At 68.3% G+C, this 24,544-nt stretch carries 21 protein-coding genes and 1 pseudogene; 12 read left to right on the top strand and 10 right to left on the bottom strand.

Features of this window, described 5'->3' with window-relative positions; all coding sequences use genetic code 11:
- Positions 1-108: 108 nt before the first annotated feature.
- The 6 genes and pseudogenes from AB0D53_RS27815 to AB0D53_RS27790 all read left to right on the top strand — a co-directional run bounded on the left by AB0D53_RS27815 (position 109) and on the right by AB0D53_RS27790 (position 8,892).
- On the top strand, positions 109-456 hold the full coding sequence (locus AB0D53_RS27815; RefSeq protein ID WP_362451423.1) for a DUF317 domain-containing protein: 348 nt from the start codon (positions 109-111) through the stop codon (positions 454-456).
- 225 nt (positions 457-681) lie between these two features.
- Positions 682-894 (top strand): hypothetical protein, encoded by a 213-nt coding sequence (locus tag AB0D53_RS27810; RefSeq protein ID WP_362451421.1) that lies wholly within the window; start codon positions 682-684, stop codon positions 892-894.
- Between the two features lie 83 nt (positions 895-977).
- Complete coding sequence (locus AB0D53_RS27805) at positions 978-1,316, top strand: esterase (protein WP_362451419.1); 339 nt, start codon at positions 978-980, stop codon at positions 1,314-1,316.
- Positions 1,317-1,417: 101 nt separating this feature from the next.
- Positions 1,418-1,597 (top strand): annotated as a pseudogene (locus AB0D53_RS27800) (winged helix-turn-helix transcriptional regulator); the annotation flags it as partial.
- Between the two features lie 390 nt (positions 1,598-1,987).
- A complete protein-coding gene (locus tag AB0D53_RS27795) occupies positions 1,988-7,900 on the top strand; it encodes a hypothetical protein (RefSeq protein ID WP_362451417.1) in 5,913 nt (1,970 codons plus the stop codon).
- On the top strand, positions 7,897-8,892 hold the full coding sequence (locus AB0D53_RS27790) for an NUDIX hydrolase (RefSeq protein ID WP_362451414.1): 996 nt from the start codon (positions 7,897-7,899) through the stop codon (positions 8,890-8,892). Before AB0D53_RS27795 ends, AB0D53_RS27790 begins: the two co-directional genes overlap by 4 nt.
- 371 nt (positions 8,893-9,263) lie before the next feature.
- Here the strand turns inward: AB0D53_RS27790 and AB0D53_RS27785 are convergent, their stop codons facing one another.
- The gene (locus tag AB0D53_RS27785) at positions 9,264-9,851 is read right to left on the bottom strand and encodes a site-specific integrase (protein WP_362451412.1); all 588 of its coding nucleotides are present in this window, start codon (positions 9,849-9,851) and stop codon (positions 9,264-9,266) included.
- Positions 9,852-10,445: 594 nt separating this feature from the next.
- Between AB0D53_RS27785 and AB0D53_RS27780 the strand changes: the two genes are divergently transcribed.
- Together AB0D53_RS27780 and AB0D53_RS27775 are read left to right on the top strand one after the other, a co-directional pair.
- Entirely contained in the window at positions 10,446-10,694 is a 249-nt protein-coding gene (locus AB0D53_RS27780) for a MarR family transcriptional regulator (protein ID WP_362451409.1), read from the top strand.
- A complete protein-coding gene (locus AB0D53_RS27775; RefSeq protein WP_362451407.1) occupies positions 10,691-11,014 on the top strand; it encodes an Lrp/AsnC family transcriptional regulator in 324 nt (107 codons plus the stop codon). The genes AB0D53_RS27780 and AB0D53_RS27775 overlap by 4 nt, the downstream gene beginning before the upstream one ends.
- 333 nt (positions 11,015-11,347) lie before the next feature.
- Here AB0D53_RS27775 and AB0D53_RS27770 read toward each other — a convergent pair whose 3' ends face one another.
- The 8 genes from AB0D53_RS27770 to AB0D53_RS27735 all read right to left on the bottom strand — a co-directional run bounded on the left by AB0D53_RS27770 (position 11,348) and on the right by AB0D53_RS27735 (position 18,079).
- Positions 11,348-11,752 (bottom strand): hypothetical protein, encoded by a 405-nt coding sequence (locus tag AB0D53_RS27770; protein ID WP_362451405.1) that lies wholly within the window; start codon positions 11,750-11,752, stop codon positions 11,348-11,350.
- A 111-nt stretch (positions 11,753-11,863) separates the two neighbouring features.
- Entirely contained in the window at positions 11,864-13,636 is a 1,773-nt protein-coding gene (locus AB0D53_RS27765; RefSeq protein ID WP_362451403.1) for a mobilization protein, read from the bottom strand.
- Positions 13,636-14,301, bottom strand: coding sequence for a MobC family plasmid mobilization relaxosome protein (locus AB0D53_RS27760; RefSeq protein WP_362451400.1), 666 nt, complete (start codon positions 14,299-14,301; stop codon positions 13,636-13,638). Before AB0D53_RS27760 ends, AB0D53_RS27765 begins: the two co-directional genes overlap by 1 nt.
- Complete coding sequence (locus AB0D53_RS27755; protein ID WP_362451397.1) at positions 14,298-14,522, bottom strand: hypothetical protein; 225 nt, start codon at positions 14,520-14,522, stop codon at positions 14,298-14,300. The genes AB0D53_RS27760 and AB0D53_RS27755 overlap by 4 nt, the downstream gene beginning before the upstream one ends.
- Before the next feature lie 102 nt (positions 14,523-14,624).
- The gene (locus AB0D53_RS27750; protein WP_362451395.1) at positions 14,625-15,701 is read right to left on the bottom strand and encodes a DUF2637 domain-containing protein; all 1,077 of its coding nucleotides are present in this window, start codon (positions 15,699-15,701) and stop codon (positions 14,625-14,627) included.
- Complete coding sequence (locus tag AB0D53_RS27745) at positions 15,698-16,264, bottom strand: WhiB family transcriptional regulator (RefSeq protein WP_362451393.1); 567 nt, start codon at positions 16,262-16,264, stop codon at positions 15,698-15,700. Before AB0D53_RS27745 ends, AB0D53_RS27750 begins: the two co-directional genes overlap by 4 nt.
- A gap of 118 nt (positions 16,265-16,382) precedes the next feature.
- Positions 16,383-17,078, bottom strand: coding sequence for an ATP-binding protein (locus tag AB0D53_RS27740; protein WP_362451391.1), 696 nt, complete (start codon positions 17,076-17,078; stop codon positions 16,383-16,385).
- Positions 17,078-18,079 (bottom strand): hypothetical protein, encoded by a 1,002-nt coding sequence (locus AB0D53_RS27735; RefSeq protein WP_362451389.1) that lies wholly within the window; start codon positions 18,077-18,079, stop codon positions 17,078-17,080. Before AB0D53_RS27735 ends, AB0D53_RS27740 begins: the two co-directional genes overlap by 1 nt.
- A gap of 372 nt (positions 18,080-18,451) precedes the next feature.
- On the opposite strand from AB0D53_RS27735, the gene AB0D53_RS27730 reads away from it, so the two are divergent.
- The 4 genes from AB0D53_RS27730 (at position 18,452) to AB0D53_RS27715 (ending at position 21,435) form a co-directional block, all read left to right on the top strand.
- Entirely contained in the window at positions 18,452-18,952 is a 501-nt protein-coding gene (locus AB0D53_RS27730; protein ID WP_362451387.1) for a helix-turn-helix domain-containing protein, read from the top strand.
- 164 nt (positions 18,953-19,116) lie between these two features.
- The gene (locus AB0D53_RS27725) at positions 19,117-19,626 is read left to right on the top strand and encodes a hypothetical protein (protein WP_362451384.1); all 510 of its coding nucleotides are present in this window, start codon (positions 19,117-19,119) and stop codon (positions 19,624-19,626) included.
- 13 nt (positions 19,627-19,639) lie between these two features.
- Positions 19,640-20,821, top strand: coding sequence for an MAB_1171c family putative transporter (locus AB0D53_RS27720; RefSeq protein WP_362451381.1), 1,182 nt, complete (start codon positions 19,640-19,642; stop codon positions 20,819-20,821).
- Positions 20,818-21,435: a hypothetical protein gene (locus AB0D53_RS27715; RefSeq protein WP_362451379.1), complete on the top strand. Its 618-nt coding sequence runs from the start codon at positions 20,818-20,820 to the stop codon at positions 21,433-21,435. The genes AB0D53_RS27720 and AB0D53_RS27715 overlap by 4 nt, the downstream gene beginning before the upstream one ends.
- 352 nt (positions 21,436-21,787) lie before the next feature.
- Here the strand turns inward: AB0D53_RS27715 and AB0D53_RS27710 are convergent, their stop codons facing one another.
- Positions 21,788-24,364 carry a GIY-YIG nuclease family protein gene (locus AB0D53_RS27710; protein ID WP_362451376.1) on the bottom strand — a complete coding sequence of 859 codons (2,577 nt, stop codon included), beginning with the start codon at positions 24,362-24,364 and terminating at the stop codon, positions 21,788-21,790.
- Between the last annotated feature and the right edge of the window lie 180 nt (positions 24,365-24,544).

Genomic DNA, 24,544 nt, shown 5'->3' with positions numbered 1-24,544 from the left:
GCCAACGGCAGACGGCCCTCCCCAGGAAGCGACTACGCACTTCGGCATGCTGCATGCCAACGTACGGGTGTCGGGAAAACCGCAGGTCAACGAAGGGATCATCGAACCGTGACCACCTCTGCCACCCTCCTGCCCGCCGTCGTCCGCCCCGCCGTGGAAGACCCCCACTGGCTCTCCTCCGACCACTGCGCCGCTCCGGTGCTCGACCTCCTGAGCGCCCTCGGCTGGGCGGTCGTCGACACCCCGGAGGCCAACGTCCACGCGACCAGCCCGGACGGCCGCGTCTACGTCGGCTGGCTCCCCGAAGACCCGGACGCCTGGAAGCGGAACGTCGTCTGGCACGTCCGGGTGCAGCCCGCCGACGGCGACGCATGGGTCCAGGAGTTCGGCCTCCACACCCCCGCCGAAGCCGTTGCCGGATTCCTCGCCGCCCTCGTCGCCCACTCCTCGCGCTGACCGCCGAACCACCGGGGACAGGCCGAGGCCGACCGGCTCTGTTCCCTCATCCGCTTCACGAGGAGCGCCCGCTCCTCACGCTGTCCGACAAGAAGGTCCTCCCAGTGCGCATGCTCTGGCGAGGGGCGGAAGGTCCTTCGCGACCTGCTCCGCCTCCTCGACGCCTTCCGCCTCTCCCCCGTCAGCCCGTCCCCTTTTCTTCCCCTGCTGCTCTTGGAGGTTCTCTTGCCCCAGCACCTGACCGTTGGCCACCTGCTCCGTCAGCTCCAGGAGCTGGACCCCGGCCTGCCGGTCCGCCTCGCCGTCAACCCCGACTTCCCCTTCGCGCACTACGTGGGGGCGGACGTCGTCGTCCGGGACGGCGTGGCGTTCATCGCCGATGACGGCCAGGAGGACTACCTCCCGGTGGGCGCGCGCGACGCCCTCGCCTGGGCCTGAACCATTCCCTCAACGCCTCGGAGGCTTCCATCTCGTCGTCGCAATCCCGTCCTTCGTCCGTCCTTCCGCTGACCGGCCTGGCCGTGCGTCCCGTGCCGGACGGCGTGCGCGGCGCGCTGGTCTGGCGCGTCTCCGCCCGACCCGACGGCCCTCTCGATGTCACGTGGCTCACCGCCGGAACTCCGAGACTTCCCCTCGGCCGTGTCCTCCTTCACTGGGAACCCGCCGCACGTTCGGGCTGGGACGTCACCGCCCGTCTGGGTCTGGCCACCGCCGAGGTGCACCTCGCCTCCTGGCCCGCCGCCCCGGACGACTGGCCGCGCCTGGTCCGCCCGACCGTCCACGAGGTGATCGGCCTGTGCGCCGCCCTCACGTTCGCGACCGCCGCCCTCGACCTCTCGAACCGCCTCGCCGGAGTCTGACCGAGAACCGTACAAGGCCGCCCCGTGCCGATCAGGCAGGGCGGCGGGGCTTGCGCGGGAAGAACCTGGCAACGTTCGTGTGACGAGGACGATTCAGCCAGCTCCAGGAAGCCGTTTCCGGGATCTCCAACCGCGTGCTCTCCAGCCGCCTTGCTGACCTGGAGAGCCGTGGACTGGTGTCCAGGAACGTGGCCCCGACCCGCCCGGTCACCATCACCTACCGGCTCACGGTGGCGTTGACTCATCTGCGCGCGGTAGCCGAAAGCCGTTGTGAGACATGACTGTCCTCCGGCACCCCGCCGTCTGGACTGCGGTGAGCCGCCACCAATGCTGGCCGGCCGTGCCGACGAGCTCAAGGCGGCGATCGTCCGCCTGCTGGCGGAGGGTCTGACCGACGCTGCCATCGCCCGCCGCCCGGGTCTCCCGATCCACGCTGTCGCCGCCACATCGCGGACAGGATGGCGGCCCTGGACTCCGAGCACCGCTTCCAGGCCGGATAGTTGCTGGTCCGGCAGGAACAGACCCAACCGACGAGGCAGTGATCCCAACTGGCGGCGTGGCCGCCAGTAGCTCCGGTACGCTCTCACGCGGCGATGTCGCGTGCTGGCGACCCGGAAATCGGAAGTGGTACAACCAACGAACGGTGTTCACTTGGACATGTCGGGGGAAACGTGGACGGCGATCTTGGACTGACGGACGATGCTCAACGCAACGCGGTCATCGCGGCGTTGAAGGACTGGCTACCTGACGCCAAGCTGATCTACAGGACGATGCCCCAGGGCAGATCAGAGGCCCGCCTCCTTGGTGTCGATGTCAGCGGCCGGACCGGTAACACCTTCAAGCCTGGGTTCTACGTCGTGCGGGTGGGACCGAATGACGACGGCCTCGTCCAGCGCAACGAGCTCGCAGCCCACAACCTACTGCGCGAGGCCGCCCCCAACTTCGCCGAGAACCACATCCCCCACATGCTGAGGATTCGTACCGTCGGCGCCACGGACGGCTCCCAGCCCCTGGTGGTGTCCCTCCAGCAGTTCGCCGGAGGCGGCACCCATCGGTACGTCTCACCCCGCAACCCCTCCACCGCGTTGCGGTTGACGGCGGAGCCGCTGTCCCACGAGCTGTTGACCGCCTGGTCACTACCGCACGACATACGCGAGCAGACCCCGCACGAGCTGCTGATCGACCTGGTCGGAACGGACCGCGCCGCCGCGTGCCTCGATGGAGCGGAGTCGTTCTTTCCCGCGAGCCGGCCGGTGGTGTCCGGAGGGCAGACCTTCCTCGACCCCCGCGAGATTCTCGGCCCCGACCAAGACGACCGCTTACCACTCATGTACGGCTACTGCCACGGCGACCTCAATACGGGCAACCTGCTGGTGCCCGCTGCCGAATTGGCCGGTGCCGACTCCGGATACTGGATCGTCGACCTCGACCGGGCACGCGAGGGTGCAATCGGCTTCGACCTCGCCTATCTCGAGGTCAGCGTCCTGGTCAATCTCCTCCCCGACCTCGACCCCGTCATCCTCGGCCGCTGTCTGGCAAGCGCCGAGGGGATCTCCCGCTGGCAGATCCCGGACGGGACCGACTGGTTGATGGCCTTCCTGGAAGCGTCTCGCCGGGGGATCGAGCAGTGGACTTCCGTCCAGCAGGGGCGGAGGGACCACCTCGAGCGCCAGTTCATGCTGATCAGGATGATCACGGGGCTACTGTGGGCCAAGCGGTTCGAGCCGGGAAGCCCCAAGGCTCGGCTCTGCCTCGCGTACGCCGGGTGCTACGCCTTCCACTACGACCGTGTCTACGGCACTGGATGCCTGGCCCCAGCAACCGAATCATCAGGCGAACGGGCAGCTGATACCAGAGCCGGGCATCGGAACTCAGACGACCGGCAGCGGGCGGAGGCTGAGGAGACGCTGTGGCGATCGCTGTGGGACGCGACATCGGGATTCGCCCCTCACGCGGGCCGTTATGTGCTGATCACCGAACGGATGCCCGCTCTCGACACCGTGGCTGCCCTCGGCCGAATCCCCTGGTCGGTGATCCTGGATCTGGACCCCAAGTCGGACGGTGACGGGTTACGGCACCGCGCGGGGCCGGTCCTCGACGCCCAACGCGCAGTCCATCTCTTCACTCACGACCAGCCGCAGGTCGACTACGGACGCGGCACGGCCTGGATGCTGGCGGTCGGCTCCGTCCTGCGCAACGAACCCCCCGAAGATCTGCGCAACTGGGGCTACCGGCGCATGGAAGCCATCCGGCGGCTGGCCTCGTCCTTCCGGGAGACGGTGGGCGACACCCCGGTCTTCGTCATCGTCCTCGAAGAGGGCGGCGACGACGGCATGGAACGGGACCGGCTCCTTAGAGCGCTCGAAGCCGTGGACGAAATGCTGCAGGGGCGGGCCACGTTTCTGCACATCGGCCGGTCGCCCCTTGCCACCCGGGTCGAGACGACCCAGGTGCCGCTGTCGCTGTCGGCGCTCCTCAACCGGCTGAGCGACACCCTGGGCCAGGCCCCCGAGCAGGCCGACTTCACCCTGCCGTCGCTCGACCGGAAGCCATCCTCGGTCTCGCCCGAGACCATGCAGCGACTTCGCGAGCACCTCGTGGTGCTGCACGACGGGATCGAGCTGGTGGAGCCGCCCGCGACAGGACGGTACAACGACGAGTTCTGGCGTGGCGGCCTCATCCGATGGTCCGACCTCGACGCCGACCGGGACGTCCCCCGCACCGTGGCGCACGACCTGGTGACGGCGCTGCGAGATAGCCTAGAGAATCACCACACCCGTACGGTTGTGCTCCGCCACCGGCCGGGAGCGGGAGGCACCACGGTGGCGCGTCGCGCCGCCTGGGATTTGCACCACGAGTACCCCGTAGCCGTCCTTCCCCATGGCATCGCCGTCGACCGCTCCCGGGTCTCGCTCATCGCGGACCGGATCGACCTGCTGTACAGCCGGACGCAGTTACCAGTTCTCTTCGTGGCCGAATCCGGCGACCTCAGCGAATCCGACCGCGAGATGCTCTATCAGGAGCTGAGCAAGCGCGGCACCAGGGTGACCATGTTCTACGTTCGACGCGTGGTAGCGGACGCAGAGAACGACGCCTTGGAAGTGCACGAGCTCCTGAACTCCACGGAGATGAGGGAGTTCGAGCGTCGCTACAGCGAACTCGTCGTCGAGCCCTCCCGTGTCTCCGAACTGCGCAAGCTGTCACGGCAGCAGTACGAGCAGTACCGCACCCCGTTCTACTACGGGCTAGTCACCTTCGAACGGGATTTCACCAAACTCTCCGACTACGTGAAGACGCATCTGGAGAACGTGCGGGGCCAGGCCGCGAAGGTCATGACCTACCTCGCGCTCGTCACGATCTTCACCAACTCGGGTCTCCAGCGGGACACCGTCAAGAAACTGATGCGCCTGCCGTCCAGCGCGACCCAACTAGAACTTTCCGACGTGCTGGGACAAGAGGCCGCCCGCCTGGTGACCGTGCGCGCTGACCGGGTGCGGCTCCAGCACCAGCTGATCGCCGAACAGGCGCTCGTCGAAATCTTTAAGGATGACCACTGGGATTCCTACCTTAAGGACCTGTCCATCGATTTCATCGAGGCGCTCGCCTTCCGGACCGACGCCTCTTCGACCCCAACCCGACTGCTGCTGAAGCAAATGTTCGTGGACCGACAGGGCGGCACCGTGGACGGAGTCGAGGACCGGGGCCAGTTCGCGCCACTCATCGAGCAGCTCGACGACTACTCGGCGCATACCGTGCTGCGTTCGCTCACCGAACATATCCCGGAGGATCCGCACTACTGGACACACCTGGGACGCCATCAGATCTACCGGCTGGAGGAGGAGTACGACAAGGCAGAGGAGTACGTCTCCCGCGCGGTGGCTCTCGCCGAGCACGACTTCCTCCACCACCACGCCCTGGGCCTAGCGCGCAAGAGGATCCTAAAGGAGGCGCTGACACAGGCCAGGTCGCACGGTCTGGCGGCCGTCATGAGCGTGGTCGAAGAGCACTACGAGCGGACCGTCGAGTGCTTCGTTACCTCGCGCCGACTCAACAAGGAGAACCGCTACGCCTACATCACCCACGTCCAGTCGGTCATCGACGTGGCTCGGGCCATGAAGGCAGCGGCTCGGGTCGCGTCGATTACGGACCTGACGGCGTCGGCGGGCGAGTGGGTGAAACTGAAGGTCGCTGAGGCGCGGGATCTCCTGCGCGACGTGACCCGCGCCTACGGGTCCTTGGACGGGCACAACACGTACATCGCGGGCTGCCACGCAGCCATCAGAGGTCTGCACGGCGACCTGAACGCCGCCGTCGAAACATGGGAAGTGGCTGTCGCGGGTCGACAGTCGAACACGGCGGTCCGGCGGGCCCTGGCCCATGCGTACCACCTGAGAAGCGAGACCGACGGGCGTCCCCTGAGCCACGCCGAATTGCGGCGCATCGTCCAGCTGGCGCGGCAGAACCTGTCCCGCCACGACTGCCGCGAGGACGACTACCGGCTCTGGTTCGAGGCGTACAGGCAGCTGCCCGAGTTCGACATCCCAGAGAGTCTCTCCGAGCTCCAGCTCTGGTGTGACCGCTTTCCGTCGTGGCGCGCCCATTACTACCGCTACTGCCTCCTGTTCCACCAGTGGTTCAGCGGAAATAGCAACCAGACCGAGCAGTTCCGGTACGAGCAGCAGCAAAGCAGCCAGTTAGTGCTCGGCCGGTCCACCTGGTCGTACCTGTGGCTGGCAAAGGGACCGGACTGGTATCCGGTTATCTCGGACAGTGACCTCGGCGAGTGGGACCGTAAGAAGACCTTCTGGAAGAAGCCTGACCGTCTGCAGCGGGTTAACGGCGTGATCGACACGGTGGGTTCACACTGGAAGGGCACCATCAGACTCGCCGGCCGGGTCACCGCCCACTTCAGGCCGCATCTGGGCAACTTCCTTGACAGCGAGGAGAACACACAGGTCAACTTCTATCTGGGGATGAGTTCGAGCGGACTGCGCGCCTACGAGGTAGAACGGGGCCACCACCCTGACGGTGTAACTCCGCGGCAGCTGTCCTGGCAAGGCCACCTGTCGTCGTCGGCTCCGGACAAAGCGACCGGAACGGAGATGGGCGCGGCGGGCTCCGACGCGGGCAGGGCGACGGAGCGGGCCCTACTCTCCACCGAAGCGGTCGCGACCCATGCCGTTAAGATCCGTGACGAGCAGAAGCTGGCCTTCTGCATGTCGCTGCTGAGGGCCTGGGAGGAAGTGGAACGGACGGCACGGCTTTCTGATCTGATCGACCGCGCCAGAGCTCGGTACCGTTATGACGGTGCCGATGTCGAGGACCTCCTGAAACAGTCGGGCCAGGTCCATTACTTCGGCGCCGAAAGCGATCCCGAGATCCGGCTCCTCAGCTCTCCGTCGTGGCCACCGGCTGCGCAGGCACACACGCCCGCGCAGAAGCGCCGACCGATGAAGACACCGTCGGAGAATGCCCCAACCACCCGGCCGAGCCACAAGGTGCTGGGCCGGGCCATCACGATCAACGAGGAGACGCGTACCGTCCTGGTCACCTACGCGGACAATCAGTTCGCCACGCTGCATGTCGACGACGTTCTGAGCCCTCCTCGCGAGGCTCCGCGCGCCGGGCAACTTCTGTGGATGAAACCGGAACCGAACCGTCGGGGCGATGGGTGTACGGCGCAGGAAGCGGAGCTGCTCCCGCACAGCGCTACCGCGGTGGACGACGAACTCATCCCTGCCGACCGGCTGTGGGACCGCGTCGAGAGCGATCTGCGGGACGAGGTGGAGGCCCGACTGGCGCGGGGCGCGTCACCTGTCCCTGAGGCCGCCGTGATCGAGTGGCTGGAAGCCCGGTTCAGTGGGTGCGCACCACTGGCCGAACGGCTGGGCCTCGCCGATCTGAGCACGCTGTGGAGCGAGTTGGACTGGCTGCGACGTGAAGGCACGGGCCAGAGTGCGACACTGACGCCGTCGACCAACGCCGTGTTCGGCCGAGTGAGCCTGCCTCGCCGGGCGGATGACGCCTCAGATGAGGAAACCCAGGCGCCGGCGTCCCTGCCCACGTTCGGAGAGGCGCTGTCCGCCGCGGTCACCCTTCTGCGGCAGCGCAACGGGAGGGTGGATCCGACGTTCGCCGACGTACGGGCGGCACTCCACGCCTCTCTCGGCGAGAGCTTCGGCACCGTGGTCGGCCCCGAGGGCGGTCGATCGCTGCGCGCGAAAATCGTCCAGGAGCCTGGTTGGGAACTAACGGACAATCCTCCCCACTCTGGCCGCGTACGGCGGAAGGCAGCCGCCCCCACCTCTCGCCCCGCACCGGACATCGCGGCGGACATCGCCGACGTGGTGCGCGGCTTGGTCGCGCAGGGCCAGAAGCCCATCCTGCCCCAGGTCGGCAACCGACTCAGGTCCCGCTGGGGAGTAGAGACCTACAGAAAGATCGCCTCCAAGCAACCGCTGGCCGCCCTTGTCAGGCGCCACGGCTGGGAGGTCTTCGAGATCGGGGCCGGCACTCAGTGCATCCGCCGACCCGCCACACCCGGAGACCATGATGGAAGCCACGACGGAGGCCACACGCGATGACCGAAGCGGCCCGTACGAGAACGGCCAACCTCCTGGACTGCCTGGCCGCACAGGAGGGAGCCACCCCCGTCACGGCGCGGGAGCTGGGCCGGCAGGCCGGTCTTGAACCCTCAGAGGCCGACAGCACGGTGGCCGCTGTGCTCGCCTTGGTCGGCGTGTTCGGCGTCCTGCGTACGGAGACCAGACCCGACGGCACCCCGACCACCGCGGTCGTCAGTCCTCAGGCCGCGTACTTCCTGCGCGGACTCGCTGCATATCTGCGCAGCGGTCACGAGATGCTCGACAACTGGGAGCGCGCGGGCACAGTGACCGGCCCGTACACCGACCATCAGGTGCTCGCCGGACCGCAGTTTCTCTATCTGGCAGAGAGCCGTCGCCTGTCCCTCGACCCCGGCGCGGTACCACTTCGGGAGGTGGACGTGGTCCAAGTCGTCGTCAAGGCACGCCGTCGCGGCAGGGGTGGACAGGCCCACTACCTCCTCCAGTACGACGAGCGTGCCCGTCAGTACCAGCTGCCGGGAGGCCATGTCCGAACCACCGACGCCGACCACCGTGCGGCCGCGATCCGGGAACTCGAAGAGGAACTGGCGGGCTACCACCATGACCCGGACCGGGACGTCCTCACGAACCTCGGCGTGATCGAGGCCGTCCAGCCGTCCCGCACCTTCGGAGCCGTGACTGCGTACCGAGTCACGTTCTTCCAGTTGAAGACGGAATCCGACCGCCTCCTCCTCGGCCCGGGATCCCACTGGACACGGGAGGAACAGATCCTCGCCCCGGCCTTCCGTATCGGCCGGGCAAGCCTCAACGTGACCGCACTCTCCCAGCTCGACATCACGCTCCCAGGCGGCCTGAAAGGCCTTCCCCTGAGCGTCCCAGGCCATCTTCACCGCACCATGACCGAGGTAATCCGGGACCGCCCGTGGGAGGTGGCCGGCCTAGCCGTGGGCGTGATCGGTCTTGCCGTGTCACTCATCCCGCTCCTGCTGTGAGCGAGGTCGAGGCGCGGTGGCCTCAGCGCTGTCGTCAGGTCGAGAACAGGACTACGCCCGCCGCGACCGACCCCAGGACCGCGCCCCGTAGCAGAGGAGGCCAATCACCGTGCCGTGCGCCCTGGAGCCGCAGGCCGTCGTACAGCGCGTAGCGGAAGCGATGGGCCCATTGAGGCTGTTTCCTCTTGGAATTCCCTAGTCGTAGGGGCTGGTGTGGGAGATCCCTCACCATGATCACAGTGCGGAGCCTCATCGTCGGCACCGGTGCTCACCTCCACCCTCAGCGGACTGGCGCACGAGGAGACGGCTCTTCCCTACTGTCCGCGCACCGGCCACCACATGGCCGCCATCAGGCCCCATGTGAGAGGTCTCTACGCCCGCCGAACCACAATCACACTGAGGGAGTGCACTGAAATCTTCACTGAAATGAATCTTGCGCTACTGAAATCTCTAGAGCCGTGCGACATCCAGCCTGGCAGATGAGCCTCGACGGCGTTGTCGAGACCGTTGCGCAGGGCATCGTCGCCGACCCGGCGGGCGGAGCCGTCGATGTTCTTCCGCTCGCTCGGGAACAGCGGGGCGCCAGGTCGGGTGTGGTCGTCGTCGAACTGGCCCCACACGTCCTCGATGAACCACCGCAGCGTCCGGTCGGCGCCGTTGATCAGCGGCACCATCCGCTCGCGCGGCCCCGAGCCGCGGGCGCCCTTGCCGTGGCGGACGTGGAGCTTGCCGAAACGGCCCAGGTCCCACTTGATGTCGCCCAGGTCGAGGCCGCACGCCTCGCTCACCCGCAGGCCCACCTGGGACATCAGCTTCGCCGCGGTGTAGTTCCGGGCGGTGGGGGCGAAGTTCCGGCAGGTCGCCAGCTCGCCGCCCCAGCCCGTGAACAGCGTCCCGATCTCCGGCTCACTCGGCGGGATCCGCAACTGGGCGTCCTTGGCCCCACGCGGCCGGTTCATCTCGTCGATCGGGCACTCCACCACCCGGCCGGTTATCCGGTGCAGTTCGACTTTGTGCCGCAGCTCCAGGAACGTGAAGTACGTGCTCAGCGCCTGTGACCGGCCCAGCCGAGTGCCGCAGCACCTTCCCGAAGTACGCGTCCGCGTCGGCGGGCTCCATGTCCCACAGCGGCCGGCCGAACCAGGACCTGATCTGATCCAGGTGCCCGACGTCCCCGCGGATCGTGCCGTCCTCCAGCCCTGCCGAGGCCCGCGCCAGGACGAACCCGGACAGCACGTCGGTCTCGAACCGCTCAAGTTCTTCCGCCGACGCGGGCGTCCATTGCTCACGCAGGTCCCGCACGACTGCCAGCGCCGCCAACCCGAGCCTCCTCACCTTCGGCCCGACTGCGGAACGATCGGACGAGATGAGAACGCTTCAGGAATCCCGAAGTTACGTCACAAGCCAGCAGAGCACACGAAGGAGGAAGAACGCCCTGGCTACGGGGTCAGCGACTCAGCGGGGCTCAGGAGAACTAACGGGATGTCACACAGGCCTTGCCGTACGCCCACTCGCTGGTGCGTACGCTCATCCCGACAAACGAGGAGGACACCATGGCCGACGACCAGCAGCTCTGGGGCTATCGCGAGGTCGCCGCCCATCTGGGCATCAGCGTCGGCGCCGCCCGGAGCCGGAAGAGCCGGGGCATTCTGCCCGCGCCGGACGACGACAGCGTGCCGGACCGGCCCTTCTGGAAGCCAGCCACGTTCCAGGGCTGGAAGCCGGTCGGCCGGGGATTTCGCAGCGACCTGCACGGCCCCCCGACTCCCCCAGCCCCGCCCGCTGCCCCAGAAGCGTCATGAACTACCTTCTCGCCGGTACCGTCGCGGTCACCACCGCCAGCACGGTGACCGGCATCGTCGCTGCCGCCCAGGAGAACTACGGCGTCTGCGCCGTTGCCTTGTTCACCGTCGCGGCCGATGCTGTCGGCGCCTACCTGGTCAGCCGCTTTCGGGATGCTGCGACCGATCGCGCCGTCCCTCAGCGGCGTCGGGAATCGCCCCGCCAGCCTGTCGAGGCCCTCGCGAACGAGCTTGGCCTCCGCCCGGCCGCCGTCCGGCTCAGCATCCGCCGCCTGACCAAGATGGGCGTGCCCTTCCCGGGAGCAGATACCGCTGATTGACGGCTCGCTCGCCCCTAGGATCAGGTGCCTGGCCGACTCCCCGATACCGTCCCCGCTGTTCCCCTCACCCGACAACGCCGTGCTCAGGTTGATCGTCGGCAATGCCATCGAGTCTGTCCGCAGCGGCGGGGCCTCCGCGGAGGAGGCCATCCTGCACGCGACGGTCCATGGCTGGTACAAGGGCCATGTCCAGGAGGGTGAGGACGCCTGCCCCGGGTGCGATTTCTGGGGCGGACTACCGAAAGACAGCACACGCGGCTGACCACGCCTACAACGCCAAGGAGCGCCACTGACGTATCGGTGGCGACCCTCGGCGTTTGGTGTGTTGTTCGCCTACTCCAAGTAGATGCCGGCGAAGACGCCGTCGAAACCGAGCGCGATCATGGCCGCTTCGACGCTCGGGTAGCTCGTCCCGTCCGGGCCTCCGATCAGGGCGTCGAAGTCGGCGCGACTGATCTCGGGTTCAAGCCACTGGTTGCCGCACCTGCAGCGGATCCAGACATTGCGCCTGTGGTTGATGAGCAGCCAGTCGCGCCGGGCCCGGCAGGCCGAGCACCTCGCCGGGATGCCTCCGAAGGTCAGTTCGCATGGGTGGCCGACGCAGCGGGTCACGGCGGGGCCGTCAGCCGGTTGCGTCTCGTACTGGAGCTGCAGCAGGGGGTCGGTGCCGGCGGGAAGGACGGGCAGCGGGGGTGCCGACTCCGTGGTGCGGTCGGTGGTTCTGAGCACGAGCGTCATCTCCCGGTCGTGGGCTTTCTGTTTCCATCCGTAACAGCAGGTGGAACCGGCTGTCCAGGCATTTCGTGGAGTCGTCCGGTCGACCAGTGGCCAGCCTGCCGGACGAGCTGATCAGCGGCGCGGTGGGCGGCTGCGCGGATCGGACACGGCAGGGCGTGCAGCAGCTGCGGGGGCGTTGCGTTCGCTGGTGCGGTTGGTCGAGGTCTTGGCCGGGCGGGTGCCGGCCTGCGGGCGACGGGGAGCTGCGCCCGGGTGAGCGGGGAGTTGGGCGATCCGGCGCAGGCGCCAGACCAGGACGTCGTTGACGTCCTCGGCGGTGTCGAGTTCGCGCATGTTGATGGCCTGCCGCAGGAGTGCTTCGGGGTCGTAGCCCTCCAGCTGGGCCTGGGCGAGGGTTGCGACCAGCGCGTCGGTCTTCGTCGGCATGCCGTCCGCTCGTACGCCGCACTCCGGCAGAACGGTGCGCAGTGTGGCCTCGTGCATCCGGCGCTGGGCCTCGGGGAGGGCGCGGCCGTGGTCGTGAAGCGCTCGCATGGGTGTGGTGGCGGCCTGTCGGTAGGCGGTGCGCAGGTGCGCGGCGGCTTGTCGGGAGGCGTGGGCCTGCTGGGCGTGGCCGCGGGCGGAGTGCCAGCGGGCGGCGGCGAGGGTGACCAGGACCAGGGTGGAGACGAGCATGGCGGTGGTGCCGCCGTCCTCGCCCCGGCCGAGCGCGCCGCCGGCCTGGACGATGCCCCGGGCGGCCGAGCGGAGCGCCCGGGTGTCGGCATGTTCTGCTCGGACGTGGCTGCGGGTGGCCCTCTCGAAGGAGCGGGCGGCAGCAGCCAGTTCGGTACGGGTGGCGGCCGGGGAGGTCTGGGCGAGGGCGTCCAGGAGTTCTCCGACGCCGACGAGCTGGGCTGCGGCTTCGCCGTTGTCGTCGTGGTCCAGGAGGACGGCGGCGCGTTCTGCGATGCTGGTGGCGTTGCGTCGTGCTCGGGCGGGCGGCGACCAGTTCGCTGTGCTGACGGCTTCTGGCGGCGTGGCGCGTTCGGTAGGGCCGTTGGTCAGCCGGAGGCGGATCTTCGGGAGGGAGAGGTCGGGGGCCAGCTTGGAGCCGGGGTACCAGACCGGGTCGCCGTGGCGGTTGCGGTCGCCGGGCAGGGCCACGTTGTAGCCGAGCGCGTCACCGGACGGGGCGTGGCGCACCTTCACGCGCAGGCCCGCCTCGCGGAGCCGGGTGAAGAACTCCTCTTCGGTGGCGGCGCCCGCGATGGCCTGGCGGATGGCTTCGCGGAGCGTCTCGCGGGAGGTCTCGGGGCGGCCGGTGCGTTCGGCCTTGAACTTCTCTGCGCTGGTGGGGTTCTTCGCTGCGGTGCCGTCTCCGGCGTTCAGGCGGCGCAGGCTCATCTCCTTCTCGATGCGGCGGCATTCGGCCTGGGCCTTGTTGAAGTCGTAGTTCAGGCGGGGGTTGCGCAGGTCGCCTCGGACCAGGGTGGCGACGATGTGGATGTGGTCCTCGGCGTGGCGGACGGCGATCCACCGGCAGCCGTCAGGATCACCATCCGGGGCGATGTTGGTGGCGTGGAGGATGCGCTGGGCGACCGTGTTCCACTCCTCGTCGGAGAGTCGCCGGTCACCAGGGGCGGTGCGGACCGAGCAGTGCCAGACGTGCTTGGCGGGCGCGCGGTCGCCGGCCTGCTTGACCCGGAGGTCGAGGGCGGCGGTGAGCCGGGCGAGGGTGACCTTCGGATCGAGGTCGGGGCTGGTGTCGCGGCCGGGGTCGGGGGCGAAGCCGTCCCAGGAGCCGACGAGGTGGGCGTCGGTGTGCTCCTCTCGCCTGCCGGGGCCGTACAGGTAGACGAGCAGGCCGTGGGTACGGGAACCGCGTCCGATGTCGGGAACCATCACAGCCGCCTGGTCACCAGGTCGTTCGCCGCGTCGTCGACGCGGGCGAGAAGTCGGATCAGCGCGCCCAGCGCGTGTTCGAGTTCGCCGGCGCGCGGGTGGCCGCCGCTGTTGAGGACGAAGGCGATCTGGTTGATGTTGTTGCCGATCCGGGCCAGCGCGGTGCGCAGAGCTGCGAGTTCGTCGATGGCCGTGTCGAGTCGTTCGTTGGTGTGCACGGCGGCGCGCCCGCGAGCGGCGCTCAGGCCGGCGGTGGCGAGGAAGCGGGCGACGGTGACGCCGCGCTGCGCGGCGGCGCCAGCGATCTCGGCTTTCTCTTCGTCGGACAGGCGGGTGGTCGTCTTGCGGGTGCGCTCGCTCGGGTTGCGGCTGCGGCGGCGCGGTGTGCGGTCGGGGAAGGCGGGCGTGCTCGGGCTCGCCTGCTCGCGCTGCTCGGCACGGTCCGCTTCTCCCCCGGTGACCGGCGCCCCCTGGCGCCGGCTGCCCGGCTGGTCCCCGTGCGCCCTCGCTCGGGGACCAGCCGGGCTTCCCCCGCCCTCCGGGGCGGGGGCAAGTGCGTACGACGGGCCGTAGGACCGTCGTACGCGATAGCTTGCTCCGCCAGGAGCCGTCGTGAGGTCACGCTGCTGTCCGGCGGTAATCACCTCCGAGTCGTCGGTGGTCACCGCCTCGTCTCCGGGGCCTGCTGCTGGATTTCGCGGACGAGTTCCTCGATCCAGTCCATGGCCAGGACCGGGTGGTGCAGGGTCCAGGGACGGCTCTGCTGCTCGCGCTGCACGATCCAGGTGCTGTCGGGGCCGGACTGGGCTCGGTGAAGGTGACCGCGCTGGTGCAGGACGGTCAGCCAGGAGTCGACTTCAGCGGGCGTGGCCGGGTGAGTGCGCATCGGGTGCTCTCCGCTTCTGCTCGGGAGGGATGTGGGGCGGGTGTCCGGAGCGGGTGACCGGCCGGGGTGACCGACTCGGTCACCCGCTTCGTGGGGGTTCGGTCAGGGCCGGGCGGAGGTGACCGGCTGCCGGTGCTGCTCGCGGAGCTGGGCCATCAGGGCGGTCAGGGTGTCGCTGGACAGCGGGATCTGCTGACCGCGGATCGCCTGGGCGACCACCTTGCGGGTCAGCTTGTCCTCGGCCCTGACCGCCGACCGGGCGATGTTCAGCAGCTGTTCAGTGTCCGGGTCGGGCCGCCGGTCACCGGGTGTCCGGGCAACCCGGTCAGTGACCGGCGGCGGAGTGACCGGCGGGACGGTGACCGCCGCCGGGCTGTCCTGGTCGTCGGTGACCGGGGTGGTGTCGTCGGCGCGGTCGGTGACCGGCCGCGCCGTGTCCGGCTGTCCGGGCAGGCCAGCGGCCTTATGCGGCTGACCGCGGTGACCGGTGACCGGCGCCGGACTGTCCGCCGGACTCGTGTCTCCGGCCAGTGACCGGGGGGCGGGAGCCTGCTTGTCCAGCGACAGCGGCGGCCGGTCGGTCAGCGCGGTGACCGGCTGACCGGAGGTGACCTGACCGGCCGTCGGCTGCTGCTGACCGACCCGGTCAGTCCGGGTGACCTCGACGGCGTCACCTGGGTCGCCCTGACCCGGCTGACCCGAGTGACTGGCCTGACCGAGGTCTTCGCGGTCACTGCTCTTGACCGGCCCCCGGGCGATGAGGATGTAGAGGTGGACCGCGCCGGCGAGGGCGAGCGGGGCGATGGTGGACAGCACCGCGACCACCATGTCTCCGAGGCGGAGGCCGGTGCCGGCGACCGCGTCCGCGTTGAGCCGCACCGCGTGGAGCGCGTTGGCCCAGATGCTGGCGGCGGTGGCCGTACCGAAGAGCGCCCAGACGTAGAGCCGGGCACGCAGGGGCGCGTCGCGCAGGACCAGGAGCGCCCGGATGCCGTAGGCGATAAAGCCGTCGATCACCAGGGGGAAGAGGTAGGTGAGGAAACCTCGGATGTGGATGGCGACGGCCATCTGCTGGAGGGCGTCGTACGACAGCGCGCATCCCGCGCCGCCCAGGGCGATGACGACCGCGCGGTCCCAGCCGGATATGTGCGCCGCCTTCTGCGCACTCGTGGAGGTCATGCCGCCGTCCCGAAGTCGTAGCGAACCAGGCGCTCGCCGTCGGCCTCGGGTAGCAGAGTGGCCGTCTCGGGTTGGTTCATGTCTCGGTTGCGCAGGGCGCGGCGGAGTTCGCGGTACTTCTTCTTGGCATGCTCCTCGGTGACCTTCAGGAGCCAGGCCAGGCGCTGCTCGGTCACTCCGTGGCGGTAGGCCGCGTAGATGACCGCGCGGCGCTCGGCCTGGGTGAGGTGGACGTCGCGCCCGTCGATCGTGTCGTTGACGCGGCTGTAGTCGAGGCGTTGGGGGAGCTTCTCGTGCAGTGGCTCACGTTCCTCCTCGGTCAGTCCGCCTCGGATACCGTCGGTGTCTCCGCCCTCCAGTGCGGCGTCCAGGCAGGTGCGGCGGACCGGGCACTGGCCGCACAGCGACTTCGCGGCGGCAATCTTGTCGGTCTCGTCGGGCTCCGGGAAGAACATGTCGGGGTCCACCGGGTTGTACTCGGTGTTCTGGCAGACGGCCTCGTCCTGCCAGGTCTGGTCGCCGAGCGACCGGTGGCGGGCTGGGCTGATCGTCGTGGGGGTCATGCGGTTGCTCCGATCGCTCTCCGCGCGCGGTGGGCATCGGCGGAGAGGTGTTGCTGGGTCGGGAAGTACGTGGGGCAGCACGCTGGGTGCGCGGCTCGGCGTGGCGGCCTGCTGCCGGTCAGGCGGCGTGGGGCTGGCGTCTGCGGTCGACGGGCTCGAAGGTGACGCGGGTGGTCATCTCGGCGAGCCGGGAGGCGACGCGGTCCCCGAGGTGTTCGCGGAGGTCGCGCATGGCGAGGTTGGTAGTGATCAGCGTGGGGAGCATCAGGTTGTAGCGGCGGTTGATCAGTCGGTAGGTGATCTCCTCGACCCACTCGGAGGCCTTGGCCGCGCCGAGGTCGTCCAGGATCAGTAGCGGGTAGCGGCTGACCGTCTCGAGTTCGCGTTCGGTGTCGTGTCCGGGGCGTGGGCGCAGGTCGGCGTAGAGGTCGGCGGCCGTGGTGGCCCACCACCGGACGACGATGCCCGCTTCGACGAGGGTTCGAACCGCGCCGTACACCTGGTGGGTCTTGCCCGAGCCGGTGACGCCGGCCAGGAGCAGGCTGGGGCCGGCGGTGATCTGCCGTCGTGCGCCGGGGTTGGGTGCCCCGGCCTGGGCGATCACACTGCGGGTCCAGGTCAGTACCTCGGGGTGGTCGGCGCGGGCGGTCCGGTAGCGCGGCGGCATCCGGGCGTCCAGCAGGCCCAGCGGGGTGTAGGGCTGGTCCTCGTCCGGGGCGTCGGAGAGGTGCTTTGGGTTCATGCCCCGGGCGGTGAGGATCCGCTGCAGTCGCTGGAGGGCTCCGTCTCCGAGGAGTTCGGGCTCGCGGCTCATCACAGCTCCTCCGCGTAGGCGGCGGCCGCGTCGACCGGGTTGGTCCATGCTCGGTGCGTCGGGCCGGGCCGGGATGCCGTCTGGGCGGGGACGCGGGCATTCATGGCGTCGTTCACCAGGCTCGGCAGCCTGGAGGGATGGCCCTGGATCTCGGCGTAGCGGGCGAGGCCGGCGCGGATGTGGTCCACGTCGATGTCTTCGGCGAGCAGCTTCTTCAGCAGGCGACCGAGGTGTCCGAGGACGTCACCGGGCGGGCGCTCGGTGCAGGAGCCCACGTACTCGGCGAGGAGGTTCCCGGCTGTGACCGTGCCGTCGGACGCTGTGCGTCCCGTAGGTGAAGACGATCCAGGATCCATGATCCTGGATCCGGACGTCGAGGCTCCGGCGAGGGTTCGCGGAGGGTTCGTCGAAGCCTCCGCGAACCGGCCTTGACCTGCGGGTTCACCTCCCGTTGGGGAGACCTTCCCGCTGGTGTCGGGATGCGTGTTGTCGCTGGTGCCCGGCGCCGTGGTGCGGTCGCCGTGCGGACGCGCGAGCTGTTCGGGGTGCGGGTCGACGGCTCGGTGAGGATTCGTCGATGGCTCGTCGAGTGCTCCCCGGGTGTTCGCCTCGGCCTTGACGCAGACTCCCTTGCACGGGCCGCACCTCTTGTCGCTGTTGTGGGCGACGCAGACCGGGAGACGGGACTGGCTGGGCCGGTCGATCTTCTGGTGCTCGTACCAGCCGGTGATGTGGAGATAGCGCTTGCCGTCGCAGCCGGTGTACCGGCAGATCAGTCCGGCGTCGGCGAGTTGCTGGAGGTCCTCCTCCACATGTACGGGAGTGTGCTCGGCGCGCAGCGGCCACAGGAGGCCGGCGATGATCGCCGGGTTGTCCCGGTGCCTCCCGTGGTCGTCGGACTGAGTGAACAGGCCGATGTAGGTGACGACCGCGGAGACCGAGCAGGCCGCGACGCTTTCGTTGACGAACAGGTCGGGCTTGACTGTCCGGATGCGGGCCATCAGCCCTCCCGACGAGCTCGACGACGCTCGAGCCGCTGGCACCGGCCCCGCGTCGAGCCTGCCGGGATTCCCCTGCCGGGTGGGCGCATGTGATACTCCGTCCTCATGGACGGGGCTGCGCGGTTGTCGCCTGCAAGCTGGCCACGCGGCCCCGGATCATTGGGTGCCCTCGGCGAGGGCAGCCGACGGATGCCCGGGAGTTGCCGCTCCCGGGCATCGTCGTTTGGCCCCACCCCGGCATGGACCGTTTTCATGGGTGGATGGCACGATGATCACACTAGACTGAGATGGGGCACCGCTGTCAACCAGCGAAAATGAAGACAGGGCAACCATCCACCCCAGTGAAGGCGACGCGACCGGAGGACGGCCACGATGGACCACCAGAACAACCCACCTGCGACACAGGCGGGTGACGGGGCCACACTCGCCGGCCGCCTGGACCGACTGTTCACCACCGTCCACCCGAAGGGCCGCGGCCCGTACAGCTACGAGGAAGTGGCGTCAGGCATCCGCCGACAGGGCGGCCCGACCATCTCCGCGAGCTACATCTGGCAACTGAGGACCGGCGCCAAGGACAATCCGACCAAGCGCCACCTTGAGGCTCTCTCCACCTTCTTCGGCGTGAAGCCCGCCTACTTCTTCGATGACGACGAATCGGAGAAGATCGCCGCCGAACTCGACGCGCTCGCCGCCATGCGCGATGCGGGCGTGAGATCAGTGGCTCTACGTGCATCCGGACTCTCCGACAAGAGCCTCAAGATCATTACCGAATTCATCGAACGCGCCCGCGAACTCGAAGGCCTCAGGGCCTCCGACGAGGATTCGACCATCGATATGAATTCCAGTGGCAAACATCACGACGACATGAAGTGACGCCCCGTCGGCAAGGATTCATCACCCCATTTGCGCACTATTGTCCGCATTTTCCCGGCGTAGTCGACAGCCCTCCAGATGTGCGACCGGAAATCATTCATATACCCGCCACGGCATCGCGGCAGTAAGTCGCACGTTCGAGAAGTGTCGGAGTCGGAGGGCAAATGAAATCCCGTCGTTCGGGGCCCTCCCCAGATCAGGGAATCCGACTCGAATCCGTCCTGGATGATCTCGACCTTCCCGACCCCTTCAAGATCGAGGAACTACTCGCCCGCGTGTCCAAGAAGCGCGGCCGGCCTATCCACCTGCACACATTCCCAGCGATCACCGGTGACGAACTGCCCTGCGGAGCCTGGCTCGCCACGGAGAAGGCGGACCACATCCTCGTGGAGGACGCCACCAGCCCTCTCCACCGGGACCACATCGTGCTGCACGAGATCAGCCACATGCTCCTCGGACACACGCCTCGCCAAACCCTCGGCCGCGCCTTCCACCACCTCGACACCGATCTCGTGACGGGTGTACTTGGCCGCACGAGCTACGAGACCGAGGAGGAGCGGAGCGCGGAGACGCTGGCCGGCCTCATCGCGACCCGTGCCGCTCTGCGTGGAAACGGCGACCGGACCACCCCCAGCACCTTGCGCCGGCTCAATGCCGCGCTCAGCGACACGTGAGACTCCCCCACACATGATTGACGCGATACCCGCCGTCCTGCTCTGGGCCGTCACGCTTTGGCGTGCCCGCTCCGCCTTCCGGAGACCCGAACGACTCAGCCTCTGGCTGGCGTTCGCGGCACTCGCTCTGGCCATGACGGTCCGGCCGGTCGCTATCGCGGCGGCGGTCGACGAGCATCTGCACATCACCAACCTGTCGTTCCTGATCAAGCACATCTGCGGGACCGTCGCGGCGGCATCGGTCCTCACCTTCGTCGCCGACATGGCCGAGTCGAAGACCGGGATGCGCGTATCCAGGCTGCACAAGGCCGTACCTGCCGTCACGGTCGTCCTTCTGGCTGCCTGCTTCTTCGCCACGCCCCAGCGTCACGAGGCGGAGGATCTCCTGGCGGACTACGCCGACCATGCCACGATCCTCACGTACGGCGTCGTATGGACCTCCTACCTCGGCGCCGCCCTGCTCAGCGCCACGCTGCTTTGCTTTCGCTGGGGGCGCCGCCCCGACAGCGGACTCGTCGGCCGAGGGCTGATCCTCACCGGCACCGGCACCGCCGTCGGTCTCATATACGCCCTCCACCGCGTCGCCGTGCTGTTCATTGACTACGTCGGCAGCAGTCCCCTCGGCGAACACGTCAACCACGCGCTCAGCACGGGCCTGCTTTTCCTGGCCCTACTACTGATCGTGCTGGGCAGCACCCTCCCCGCCGCCCCACGCGCCCTCGCCCGCATCCGGTCCCACTGGCAGCTTGTCAGCCTCTACCCCCTGTGGCGCACCCTCACCGACGCCGTCCCGGAGACCCGGCTCGACACCCCGCCAAGCCGCGCCGTCGACGCCACCAACCCACTGCGTACGCATGACCGGCTGTACCGGCGCACCATCGAGATCCGCGACTCGATCCTCACTCTCGCCGACCACGCACCGGCGGAACTGCGCGGACGTGCCTACGACCACGCCACCTCCCTCGGCTTCATCGGCGCCCACGCCGACATCACCGCCGAGGCCTGCTGGCTCGCCGTCGCCCGCGAGGAACGGCTCCGCGGCGCGGTCACCGGCTCCGGCGAGCCCATGCCTCCTGCCAGCGGAGGCCGCGACCTCGCCACCGAGATCCGCGCCCTTACCACCCTTAACACCGCCTACCGCTCCCGCGCCACGCAGGACTTCCTCCGCGCCCACCTTGAGGAGACACCGGCATGACCACCACCACGCAGCTTCCACCCACTGCCGCTGCTCCTGCCGAGCGGCGCTCCGCCCGCCTCATCACCGAGGTCCTGGCGCCCGCCAACCTGGTCATCGGCGTCCTGCTGGTCATCGGCTGGCACTCCACCAACTCCCCTGCGGGTGCGGGCTGGGGCCTGCTGGCCGGCGCCTTCTGCGGCGGCCTGCCGATTGCCTACATCGTCGCCGGCGTCCGCCGGGGCCGCTGGAGCGACAAGCACCTCAAGGTCCGCTCCCAGCGGTGGATACCGCTCTTCGTCACCCTGGGTTCCGTCCTCGTCGGCACGGGCCTGCTCCTGGCTCTCGACGCGCCGCGCGAGGTCGTCGCCCTGGTCGCCGCCATGATCGCCGGCCTGCTGCTGACCATGGCAGTCACCGTCTGGTGGAAAGTCAGCGTCCACACCGCCGTCGCCTCCGGCGTCGCCGTCGTCATCACCGTTGCCTACGGCTGGTGGGCCGCCCTCCTCTTCCTCGGCGTCGCCGCTGTCGGCTGGTCCCGGGTCTCGCTGCGCGACCACACGACGGCACAGGTGATCGCGGGGACCATCCTGGGCGGCACTGCGGCAGCAGTGGTGTTCGCAGGGTTGCGCTGACCCGCCCGCACAGGTTCACCGCATCAGCGGACCGACAAATATCCACCGGATCGGTCAGCCGTTGGACAGTGTCGCTTGGCACCGCCATCCGGGTCACCTTGGCACGAGCTTGGGTCGCAGACGGACGGACACGGTGCGGCGCCCGTTGACCAGGTGGTTTCGTTTATGTCTCGCGACAGCACTTGTGGATGGGTGTCCTCGGACAGCAAAGTTAGTCGCTGGAGTCGTGCTGACCTGCGCCGACTGGATTCGTTGGCAAAAGATCTCGCTGGGCCTTGTTGCGAGCCGACTGCCGGTTCGGTCCTTGCGCTGGAAAACGACACGTCGAGCTGGATCCCGTACCACGCGGCGCTCAGGGCCGGTCTCGGCGGACGTCCCTGCGCCGTCGTTCGAGTTGGGGGAGCCAGTGCTCGGGCGGCTGGGGATCTGTAGCCGCCACCGCCCAGCCATCCTCTTCTTGGGGGTTCCGAGGAGCCCAGGAGCGCGGTGGGTCCAGTGCGAGGACGTCCCTGACGAGTGCTCCCATGGCATCGGGGATGTCCCGGTCAAGGTGGTTCAGCAGGAGAGGAATTCCTAGCGGGCCCCGTCGAGGGGCTGCCGTCCGGTAGGTGACCTGGCAGAAGGCATCCGCTTCGAAGACGACTCCGTGGGTGTCGGTCGGCCCCTCCTCGTCCGAAAACCAGACCAGCCGATCGCCGGCGACCAGTCGTTCCCGACCGAGGAGCATGCCGTTCCGCACTGTTCCGTTCCTGTCGAGGAACGGAACAGGGTCTTCGTATGCGCCAGGATCATCGTCGCTGATTCCCGCCACGTGCCCAGGGTTGTTCGTGGCGTGGATCTCCAGTAGATCGCCGTCCGCGTGGGCCTGCCAGATATCGAGGACCTCAGCGGAAGAGCTGAGCAGATGGGGGTATGCCGTGAGCGCGAACAACTGCCCGGCCCTCATGGGCAGGACGACGCGGTCGTCCGCGCGTAGGCGATGAATAGCAGGAATCGGCTCCCAGGTGGTGATCCCGGTCGCCTCGCCCTGGCATTGGCGGATCGCCTCGATGGCCGTTTCCAGAGAGACTCGGAAGAACTCCCGTTCTGCGGTGACCCGTTGGGCAGTGAGGAGGCGGTGGACAGCCCGTTCTACGTCTACGGCGTGGGTCGAGATTGTCCTGAAGAGCACCTCGAATGGGAAGGGGACCGACGTACGTGACAGCTCCTTCGCCCGGTCCTCCGCGAGCCGGTCTGAGTAGCCGATCTTGAGCATGTCCGGGAAGGCAGGGTTCCGCTGGACGTACACGAACCCGGTCACCCGAGGGGGAGGCAGGGGAGTCCTGGTGCACATCCCCCGTGAGTCGCCGGATTGCTGGTTCTTCTTGGCTCCCCTGGAGAATCCGGAGAGCGCGACCGGTGGGTCGGTCGACAGTGCTACGACCCCGCCTTCGAGGTCGCGATGAGACGATGCAGTGATGTGGCGTCCCGAGGAGAAGTGCTCGACCTGCGCGCTGGGCAGACGCCGCAACGCCTCTGCGAGCGGCTCAATCCCCTCGTGCTCGTCGTGGTCGCGGTCACGGGCGCCCGGGAGAGACCGGATCAGTGCCTCGGTAGCAGCTTTCGTGACCAGGCCAGCGAGTTCCCGGCCGATGGGCGCGTACAGCGCGCCCAGATGGGTGGACTCGATGTCCCATTCGTCCTGCTCGCTGTGTGATTCCGCGTAGAGGTCAATGGGGACGCCGGAGCGCTTTGCTATGAGGAGCAGCTCGCAGGCATGGGCTGGGTTGTCCAGGTCGAAGGCGAAGTGGGCCCGCATTCCCAGGGACTCCGTCCTGGGCTTGTGGCAGATGAGTAGAAGTCGGCTCGTGTGTTCGGGATCCCGCTCGAAACCGAGAGGCAGCACTCCCTCGCTGAGTGCGGCGCGGGCGGCCTCTGTCTCCTCCGGGGTCCGGACGATGATGTTCCACCAGGGCAGAGGGCCAAATGTGCCATGTCTCGCCTGGGCGTTGGGGACGCAGGAGCCGACGGGGTAGCTGCCTCGGAAGTTGAGCGACCGGTTCAGGAAGGTCAGGATGCAGGCGTCCTGGAAGCGCTCCTGCTGTGTACGGTTCCGCAGCAGGTTGCGCTCGGTGGCGGTAAGACATCCGATCGCCTCGGCGAGCGCCTCGAGTTGCTCGTCGACCACGTCCGAGGCGCGGGCGATGACTGGCCGCAGACCGTGGTTTAGCCGGGGGTGACGGATTGCTTTCCGGAGGTATCCCCTGGCTGCGGTGAAGCAGGCCGCTTCCGCACCCAGCTTCCATAGATGCCTGGCCCCGTGCGCGGGAAACCGCTTCATCCAAAGGTCTTGAGCCTCGCTGCCTTTCCTGAGCATGGCAAGTGACGCGGCATGCTGGACACGTGCGTCGGGCTCCTCAGCCAGACGGGACCAAATGGTGTCGGAGTATTCCTCCAGGGGTGTGAGTGAACGAGGCGCCAGAGCTTCTGCGGTGCGAGGGGTCTCCACGCTCCAGTGCCGGGTCACTTCCCTGGCTACCTGGGCGGCGTTGGCCACGCGAGAACGCCGACGAGCCCAGTGGTCCAGGAGAAGGGCGTACGTGCTTTCCGGATCCTCGGCGCGCAGGCCGAGGCCCAGCAGCAGAAAAGAACCTGTGAGTCCGTCGCGCTCCACGTGCTGGCGGACATGCTTGACCAAGCTGGCGAGCTGATCTGTGTCAGGCTTGGAATCGGCGAAGAACGGGTGCTTTGCCAGCAGTCCAGTGATGTGCCTGGTGGACCGGCCATGCGCGTCCAGGACGGCGATCCGCAGAATCAGGAGGGCGCGCAGTAGATCCACATAACCCGGGTCGCTGGCGATCCGCTCTGGATCGAGCAACGGGTGGCGACCGAATGCGGTGGCGATGCCAGTGCAGATCTTCTGGATCCACTGCTCGCGCAGCTCGGTCAAGCCAGTGGTGGAAGGCACAGCTCTAATCTCCCCTGTTTATACGGACGGCGGTGAGGCCCTCTCCGACCTCCACAGCGGAGATCGCCCCACCTCATGAAAATGCTGCTGGCGGATGGTGCCGGAGTTCTACCGGATCTGCGGGTGACCTTGCAGCCGACGGCGCACCCGTGGGGCCGCGGT

Origin of the sequence: Streptomyces sp. NPDC048295, assembly GCF_040652135.1 — a bacterium.
Lineage (GTDB): Bacteria > Actinomycetota > Actinomycetes > Streptomycetales > Streptomycetaceae > Streptomyces.
The sequence above is the reverse complement of the archived record's forward strand: the minus strand, read 5'-3'. Positions and strand labels throughout refer to the sequence as shown.

Excerpts from the sequence above, each read along its gene's own strand:
- AB0D53_RS27790 (WP_362451414.1), top strand. The coding sequence starts at position 7,897 with ATGACCGAAGCGGCCCGTACGAGAACGGCCAACCTCCTGGACTGCCTG.
- AB0D53_RS27785 (WP_362451412.1), bottom strand. The coding sequence starts at position 9,851 with ATGAACCGGCCGCGTGGGGCCAAGGACGCCCAGTTGCGGATCCCGCCG.
- AB0D53_RS27780 (WP_362451409.1), top strand. The coding sequence starts at position 10,446 with ATGGCCGACGACCAGCAGCTCTGGGGCTATCGCGAGGTCGCCGCCCAT.
- AB0D53_RS27775 (WP_362451407.1), top strand. The coding sequence starts at position 10,691 with ATGAACTACCTTCTCGCCGGTACCGTCGCGGTCACCACCGCCAGCACG.
- AB0D53_RS27770 (WP_362451405.1), bottom strand. The coding sequence starts at position 11,752 with ATGACGCTCGTGCTCAGAACCACCGACCGCACCACGGAGTCGGCACCC.
- AB0D53_RS27765 (WP_362451403.1), bottom strand. The coding sequence starts at position 13,636 with ATGGTTCCCGACATCGGACGCGGTTCCCGTACCCACGGCCTGCTCGTC.
- AB0D53_RS27755 (WP_362451397.1), bottom strand. The coding sequence starts at position 14,522 with ATGCGCACTCACCCGGCCACGCCCGCTGAAGTCGACTCCTGGCTGACC.
- AB0D53_RS27750 (WP_362451395.1), bottom strand. The coding sequence starts at position 15,701 with ATGACCTCCACGAGTGCGCAGAAGGCGGCGCACATATCCGGCTGGGAC.
- AB0D53_RS27745 (WP_362451393.1), bottom strand. The coding sequence starts at position 16,264 with ATGACCCCCACGACGATCAGCCCAGCCCGCCACCGGTCGCTCGGCGAC.
- AB0D53_RS27740 (WP_362451391.1), bottom strand. The coding sequence starts at position 17,078 with ATGAGCCGCGAGCCCGAACTCCTCGGAGACGGAGCCCTCCAGCGACTG.
- AB0D53_RS27735 (WP_362451389.1), bottom strand. The coding sequence starts at position 18,079 with ATGGCCCGCATCCGGACAGTCAAGCCCGACCTGTTCGTCAACGAAAGC.
- AB0D53_RS27730 (WP_362451387.1), top strand. The coding sequence starts at position 18,452 with ATGGACCACCAGAACAACCCACCTGCGACACAGGCGGGTGACGGGGCC.
- AB0D53_RS27725 (WP_362451384.1), top strand. The coding sequence starts at position 19,117 with ATGAAATCCCGTCGTTCGGGGCCCTCCCCAGATCAGGGAATCCGACTC.
- AB0D53_RS27720 (WP_362451381.1), top strand. The coding sequence starts at position 19,640 with ATGATTGACGCGATACCCGCCGTCCTGCTCTGGGCCGTCACGCTTTGG.
- AB0D53_RS27715 (WP_362451379.1), top strand. The coding sequence starts at position 20,818 with ATGACCACCACCACGCAGCTTCCACCCACTGCCGCTGCTCCTGCCGAG.